The 6,990-nt window shown below is 71.4% G+C and carries 8 protein-coding genes; 2 read left to right on the top strand and 6 right to left on the bottom strand.

Annotated features, from left to right (window positions below; translation table 11 throughout):
• Window positions 1–215, top strand: a 215-nt coding sequence (locus K313_RS24045; RefSeq protein WP_034254600.1) for a hypothetical protein, incomplete at its 5' end; no start/stop codon positions are given.
• A 205-nt stretch (window positions 216–420) separates the two neighbouring features.
• Here K313_RS24045 and hppD read toward each other — a convergent pair.
• Window positions 421–1,629: a 4-hydroxyphenylpyruvate dioxygenase gene (gene hppD, locus K313_RS0119260; protein ID WP_029212998.1), complete on the bottom strand. Its 1,209-nt coding sequence runs from the start codon at window positions 1,627–1,629 to the stop codon at window positions 421–423.
• A 110-nt stretch (window positions 1,630–1,739) separates the two neighbouring features.
• Between hppD and K313_RS0119265 the strand changes: the two genes are divergently transcribed.
• Window positions 1,740–2,207 (top strand): Lrp/AsnC family transcriptional regulator, encoded by a 468-nt coding sequence (locus tag K313_RS0119265; protein ID WP_029212999.1) that lies wholly within the window; start codon window positions 1,740–1,742, stop codon window positions 2,205–2,207.
• Window positions 2,208–2,225: 18 nt separating this feature from the next.
• Here K313_RS0119265 and K313_RS0119270 read toward each other — a convergent pair whose 3' ends face one another.
• The 5 genes from K313_RS0119270 to K313_RS0119290 form a co-directional block, all read right to left on the bottom strand.
• On the bottom strand, window positions 2,226–3,980 hold the full coding sequence (locus K313_RS0119270; protein WP_029213000.1) for a DEAD/DEAH box helicase: 1,755 nt from the start codon (window positions 3,978–3,980) through the stop codon (window positions 2,226–2,228).
• Window positions 3,981–4,106: 126 nt separating this feature from the next.
• Entirely contained in the window at window positions 4,107–4,295 is a 189-nt protein-coding gene (locus K313_RS0119275; protein ID WP_029213001.1) for a hypothetical protein, read from the bottom strand.
• A gap of 112 nt (window positions 4,296–4,407) precedes the next feature.
• The gene (locus K313_RS0119280) at window positions 4,408–4,713 is read right to left on the bottom strand and encodes a DUF3039 domain-containing protein (protein WP_029213002.1); all 306 of its coding nucleotides are present in this window, start codon (window positions 4,711–4,713) and stop codon (window positions 4,408–4,410) included.
• Window positions 4,714–4,735: 22 nt separating this feature from the next.
• Window positions 4,736–5,296 carry a YqgE/AlgH family protein gene (locus tag K313_RS0119285; protein WP_029213003.1) on the bottom strand — a complete coding sequence of 187 codons (561 nt, stop codon included), beginning with the start codon at window positions 5,294–5,296 and terminating at the stop codon, window positions 4,736–4,738.
• Window positions 5,297–5,400: 104 nt separating this feature from the next.
• Window positions 5,401–6,990: DEAD/DEAH box helicase (locus tag K313_RS0119290; protein WP_029213004.1), on the bottom strand; the 1,590-nt coding region annotated here is incomplete at its 5' end.

Consider the following 6,990-nt stretch of genomic DNA (forward strand, 5'->3'; position numbering starts at 1 on the left):
GGACCGGGAGCCCGCACGTCGTGGCCTTCCTGCCGGTGCCGGACGGCACCTCCGCCGCAGACCTCGGCGCCAGCATCACGGCCCTGGGCGAGGCCGGCGCGACGGTCGTGGCCGCCTTCGCCACCGATCCCGCCGGACCACCGGCCGGAGACGAGCGGGTCCTGGCCCTGGCCGAGCTCCTCGGGGCGACCGGCTCCCCAGCTCCCCCACGTTGAGAGGCGCTCCCCCACGTTGAGAGGCGCTCCCCCACGTTGAGAGGCGCTCCCCCACGTTGAGAGGCGACAGATGGGGGTTCTCGCAGCCCCATGACCCCCATCTGTCGCCTCTCAACGACCTACCTCGCCCATTCAGACCCCCTGGCCCGGACGCGCGCCGCCCGCCGTCTCGGTCGAGGCGGCGGGCGGGCGGCATACGGGATGGTCAGAGGTTGCCGCGCAGCTCCTGCTCGCGCTCGATGGCGGTGAACAGGGCCTGGAAGTTGCCCTTGCCGAAGCCCAGCGAGCCGTGGCGCTCGATCAGCTCGAAGAACACCGTCGGCCGGTCGCCGAGCGGGCGGGTGAAGATCTGCAGGAGATAGCCGTCCTCGTCGCGGTCGACCAGGATGCCGCGACGCTGCAGCTCCTCGATCGGGACGCGGACCTGGCCGATGCGCTCGCGCAGCTCGGGGTCCTCGTAGTACGAGTCGGGGGTCGACAGGAACTCGACGCCGTTGGCGAGCAGCTCGTCGTAGGTGCGGAGGATGTCGTTGGTCGCGAGCGCGAGGTGCTGGGCGCCGGGGCCGCCGTAGAAGTCGAGATACTCATCGATCTGCGAGCGCTTCTTGCCGATCGCCGGCTCGTTGAGGGGGAACTTCACGCGGTGGTTGCCGTTGGCGACGACCTTGGACATGAGGGCGGAGTAGTCGGTGGCGATGTCGTCACCGATGAACTCCGCCATGTTCACGAAACCCATGACCTTGTTGTAGAAGCCGACCCACTCGTCCATCTTGCCGAGCTCGACGTTGCCGACGATGTGGTCCAGCGCCTGGAAGAGGCGCTTCGGGGCGCCCTCACGCTTCTGGTAGGTCGAGGTGCGCTCGACGTAGCCGGGCCAGTACGGACCGGAGTAGCCCGAGCGGTCGACGAGGGTGTGACGGGTCTCGCCGTAGGTCGCGATCGACGCGAAGCGCAGCGTGCCGTGCTCGTCCGTGACGTCCTGCGGCTCGTCGATGACGGTGGCGCCCATCCGGCGGGCCTGGGCCACGCAGCGGTCCACGTCCGGGACCTCGAGGGCGATGTCGACGACGCCGTCGCCGTGCTTGGCGTGGTGCTCGATCAGCGGGCTGGCCGGGCTGACGGCACCCTTGATGACGAAACGGATCGAGCCCGATCGCAGGACGAAGGACTTGTGGTCGCGGTTGCCGTGCTCCGGCCCGGAGTAGGCCTCCAGCGTCATGCCCCAGGCGGACTGGTAGTAGTGCGCGGTCTGGGTGGCGTTGCCCACCACGAAGACGATGGCGTCCCACCCGGTGACGGGGAAGGGGTCGCTCGCCTCGTCGTACTCGACGAGGCCGACCAGCTGCTTGAGCTGGTTGAGGTCCAGGTCGGCGTCCCGCTCTTGCGGCGTCAGGTCCAAGGTGGTGTCGGTCATGAGGCCCAACTGTGAGGGCCGCCGGGCACCCGGGCAAGCATGTCCTTCCCACCTGGTCAAAGTGGTCAGGAATGATGCCGTCGGCCAGGAACGGGTGGACAATGTGTCCCATGGCCATCGACGACCTGGACCGCAGGCTCATCCACGCCTTCACGCGGGACCCGCACATCGGGGTGCTCGGCGCGTCGAGGGAGCTCGGCGTCGCGCGCGGCACCGTCCAGGCCCGGCTCGACCGCCTGCAGCGGCGGGGCGTCATCGCGTCCTTCGAGCCTCACGTCGACCCAGCCGCGCTGGGCTATCCCGTGATGGCCTTCGCCACGCTCGAGATCCGCCAGGACCACGGGCACGAGCGCGTCGTGCAGCATCTCGAGCAGATCCCCGAGGTGCTCGAGGCCCACACCATCACCGGGTCGGGGGACATCTGGATCCGCATCGTCGGCCGGGACAACGCGGACCTGCAGCGCGTGATCGACGACGTGGCGGCGGGCGGTTCCGTCATACGGACCTCGACGGTGATCTCCCTGGCCACCCGGCTGGCGCACCGGACCACTCCCCTGGTCGACGCCGCGGTCCAGTGACCTGGCGAGCCCGACGACCTAGCGGCGGCCGACGAACCAGTTGCGGATCTTGTCGATGCGCTCGGTGACCTGGTCGCCGGACGCCTGGTCCAGCGCCGGACCCCCACAGACCTGCCGCAGCTCGGAGTGCACGATGGCGTGCTTGGTCCCGGTCTTGCGGGCATAGGCCGAGACCAGCTTGTTGAGCTCCTTGCGCTGGGCCTGCAGCGCGCGGTGGGCCGAGACCTCCTCGTGCCGCTCCTTGGCGCGGGCGTTGGGCTTCTGCCGGTCCTGGCGCTCGCGCAGCAGGTGCGCCATCTGGTCGGGCTCGAGCAGGCCGGGGAGCCCGAGGTAGCCCTCCTCCTCCTCCGAGCCCACGTCCGCCACGAGGCCGAACTGCTGGGCGTCGAACAGGACGTGGTCGAACTCCGCGTCCGACTCCAGGGCCTCGAACTTCAGGTCCAGCTCGTCGCTCGCCTGCTCGGACCGGTTGGCCTCCTCGAGCAGCCCGTCCTCCTCGGACCACAGCGGCTCCTCCTCGCCCGGCCTCTTGGGCCGGTCGAGGGCGTGGTCGCGCTCGTCCTCGAGGCGGGAGGCGTGCTCGAGCAGGAGCGGCACGGACGGGAGGAAGACCGAGGCCACCTCGCCGCGCTTGCGGGCGCGCACGAACCGGCCGACGGCCTGGGCGAAGAACAGCGGGGTCGAGGTCGAGGTGGCGTAGACGCCGACCGCCAGCCGCGGGACGTCCACCCCCTCGGACACCATGCGGACCGCGACGAGCCAGCGATCGGTCGACTGGGAGTAGGTCTCGATGCGCTTGGAGGCGCCAGCGTCGTCGGACAGCACGACCGTGGGTTTCTCGCCGGTCAGCTCGTGCAGGATCTTGGCGTAGGCGCGCGCGTTGGTCTGGTTGGTCGCGATGACCAGGCCACCGGCGTCGGGCACGTGCCGGCGCACCTCGGTGAGGCGCTTGTCGGCGGCCCGCAGCACGGACGGGATCCACTCTCCCGCGGGCGACAGCGCGGTGCGCCAGGCGTGGGCCGTGAGGTCCTTGGTCAGCGGCTCGCCCAGCCGGGCGGCCAGCTCGTCACCGGCGCGGGTGCGCCAGCGCATCGCCCCGCCGTAGGCCATGAACAGCACCGGCCGCACCACGCCGTCGCGCAGGGCCTCGGCGTAGCCGTAGGAGTAGTCCGACGCGGAGCGACGGATCCCGTCCGGGCCCTCCTCGTAGCGCACGAACGGGATGGGGCTCGTGTCCGAGCGGAAGGGCGTGCCGGTCAGGGCGAGGCGCCGCGCCGCGGGCTCGAAGGCCTCACGGATGGCGTCGCCCCAGGACTTGTTGTCGCCGCCGTGGTGGATCTCGTCGAGGATGACCAGGGTCGGCGCGGCCTCGGTGCGGGCCCGGTGCAGCAGCGGCTTGGACGCCACCTGCGCATAGGTGAGGGCGACGCCGTCGAAGGCCTTGTTGTGGGTGCCGGCGGCGTTGGTGAAGGTCGGGTCGAGCTGGATCCCGACGCGCGCGGCGGCATCCGCCCACTGCACCTTGAGGTGCTCGGTCGGTGCGACGACGGTGATGCGGCGCACCACCCCGCGTCGGAGCAGCTCGGTCGCGACCCGGAGCGCGTATGTCGTCTTGCCGGCCCCAGGCGTGGCCACCGCCAGGAAGTCACGGGGGCGTTCGGTGAGGTAGGCCTCGAGGGCCTCGGCCTGCCAGGCGCGCAGCTTGCCAGCCGTTCCCCATGCTGCACGCTCGGGAAAGGCTGGGGACAGGTGTTCGGCAGCAGAGGTACTCATCGCGTCCTGCAGGGTAGACGTTTTCGCCGGGCAACATGCCGGGCGACGGGTGCTTGACAGCCGTGGGTGGCACGAGATCGGCCCGCCACCCCGGTTCGGGGTGGCGGGCCGACGAGGTCGTGGTGGTCAGCCCAGCTTGAGCGTGACGCGGTCGGCCGAGCCGACCGTGGTGGCGCCGGAGGGCGCGGAGCCGATCTTGATGGTGTCGGCCGGCTGGGAGCCGAGCTTGAGGGTGACGGCGTTGGCGGAGCCCCCGGCGAGGGTGGCGACGGCAGCGACGGTGACGACGGCAGCGGTGCGGGCGAGGTTACGCATGGTGATTTCCCTTCGACGACGGCAGGGCGCCCCGTGACACCCCGCAACCAGAGTAGCGCCTTGCGCGAGCAAATATCACTAGCAGTGATCTAAACCCGTCAAAAGGGTGAAATCACTCGCCGCCGTCCTGAGGCTTGCGCAACCCGTCGTAGATCTCCTGGCAGATCGGGCACACCGGGAACTTCTTGGGATCGCGCCCGGGGACCCAGATCTTGCCGCACAGGGCGATGACCGGCTCCCCCGTCATCGCGCTCTCCAGGATCTTCTCCTTGCGCACGTAGTGGGCGAAGCGCTCGCGGTCGCCCGGCTCCTGCAGCTGCTCCTCGACCTCCTCGCGCTCCAGCACGGCGGTCTGCGTCGAGGGTCCGCCCGGGTCCGCGAACGGGTCCGGCGGCATGTCGGGGTATCCCTGGCTCATGCGGGACATCCTAGGCCGCGGCTCAGTTGTAGTCCTCGTCGTCCGGGTAGAGGCCGACGAAGGCCAGCCGCCCCGGCTGGCGACGCAGGACCTGGCGCCACAGGGTGCCCGGCTCGTCGCTGAACACGTCGCCGGGGAGGCGGTCCACGACGTACCACGAGCCGTTGCGGATCTCGCCCTCGAGCTGGCCGGCGACCCATCCGGCATACCCGGCAAAGATCCGGACCCCGGTCAGGTGCGGCATGACCTGCTCGGCGGGCGTGTCGAGGTCGACGACCCCCACGCCGGGAAAGAGCTGCTGGACCCCGTCGACGTCGAGGGCCGGGTTGACGACCCCGACCACGCCGAGGGCCGAGTCGAGCTGCACGGGGCCGCCTTGAAAGAGCACCTGGGGCTCGCGGACGTGCTCCTGCCAGCCGTCCAGGACCGTGTCGATGGTCGCGTCGACCGGCTTGTTGAGCACGACGGCCTGCGCACCCTCGTCGCCGTGGTGCAGCACGAGCATCACGCACCGCTCGAACACCCCCTCCCCCAGCCCAGGGGTGGCGACGAGCAGTCGTCCGGTCAGGTCCTCGGTACGCACCGTCCCATTGTGCCCGCCAGGACCGGCCGTATGCCGCAGCGGGCGCCACCCCTCGTGAGGGTGACGCCCGCTGCCGGGGTCAGGCGCTGGGCCTGGCGGCGTGCTCAGCCGTCGTAGCGACGGGCCGAACGGTCACGGCCACCACGGTCGTCACGACCGCCGCGGGCATCGCGACCGCCGCGGTCCCCACGGTCGTCGCGGCCACGGAACGAGCGCTCGTTGCGACGACCGTGCGGCTGGTAGCGCGCGCCGCCACGGCTGTGGCCGCGCTGCGGACGGGGCTCACCCTCGACGAGGCGACGGTAGCGACCCTCCTCGATGGCCTCCCCGGACGGGGTGCGGGCACCCACGCCGTCGTAGAGCAGCGGGTCGCCGGGGGCCGTGCGGACCGGCTTGACGTCCACGCCGGCCTGCTCGACGAGGCGCTCCATCTGGCGACGCTGGTGCGGGAGCGCCAGGGTCACGACGGTGCCGCGCTCGCCGGCGCGCGCGGTGCGGCCGGAGCGGTGCAGGTAGTCCTTGTGGTCGGCCGGGGGGTCGACCTGCAGGACCACGGAGACGTCGTCGACGTGGATGCCGCGGGCCGCGACGTCGGTGGCGACGAGGACGGGCAGCGTGCCCTCCTTGAAGCCGGTGAGCACGCGGTTGCGCTGGACCTGCGAGAGGCCACCGTGCAAAGCCGCCGCGAACACGCCCTGCTCGCGCAGCTGCAGGGCGACGCGGTCGGCGCCCAGCTTGGTGCGCACGAAGACCACGGTGCGGCCGGTGCGGTTGGCGACCTCGGCCGTGATGACCTTCTTGTGCATCGGGTCGATGAGCAGGACGTGGTGGTCCATGGTCTCGACCGAGGCGGTCTCGGGGTCGGTCTCGTGGGTCACGGGGTCGGTGAGGTAGCGCTCGACCACCGTGTCGATCCCGCGGTCCAGCGTCGCGGAGAACAGCAGTCGCTGACCGCCGGCCGGGACCAGGTCGAGGATCTCGCTGATCGCCTCCAGGAAGCCCATCTCGGCCATGTGGTCGGCCTCGTCGAGGACAGCCACCTCGACCTGGGACAGGTCGGCCGCGCCGCGGTCGATGAGGTCCTTGAGGCGTCCCGGGGTCGCGACGAGGACGTCGAGGCCCTTCTCCAGCGCCATGATCTGCGGCGGGTAGGGCATGCCGCCCGCGACGAGCTTGTGGCGCAGGCCCATCACGTGGACCAGCGGCTGCAGCGCGTCGCTGACCTGCTGGGCCAGCTCGCGGGTCGGCACGAGGATCACCGAGCGGACGACGCCCGGCTTGGCCTTGCCACCGGCCGCGAGGGTCGCGATGAGCGGCAGACCGAAGCCCAGCGTCTTGCCCGAGCCGGTCTGGCCGCGGCCGAGGACGTCGCGCCCGGCGAGGGCGTCGGGGATGGTCGCCTGCTGGATCGGGAACGGCGTGGTGATGCCGTCGCGAGCCAGGCGCTCGACGAGCGGGGCCGGCAGACCGAGGGCGGCGAAGCCGTTGTCGGTGTCCACCGTGACGGGCGCAGCCTCGGCCGGCACGTCGACGGACAGGCCCATCGCCTCGCGCTCCTCGCGGTCGGTCCAGGTGCGGCTGCGGTCGTCGCGCTCGAAGCGACGGGGGCCGCGGTCGTCACGGTTGAAACCGCCACGCTGGGGCCGGTCGTCGCGGTTGAACTCACGACGGGGACCACGGTCACCGCGGTCGTC

This window comes from Arsenicicoccus bolidensis DSM 15745 (genome assembly GCF_000426385.1).
Lineage (GTDB): Bacteria > Actinomycetota > Actinomycetes > Actinomycetales > Dermatophilaceae > Arsenicicoccus > Arsenicicoccus bolidensis.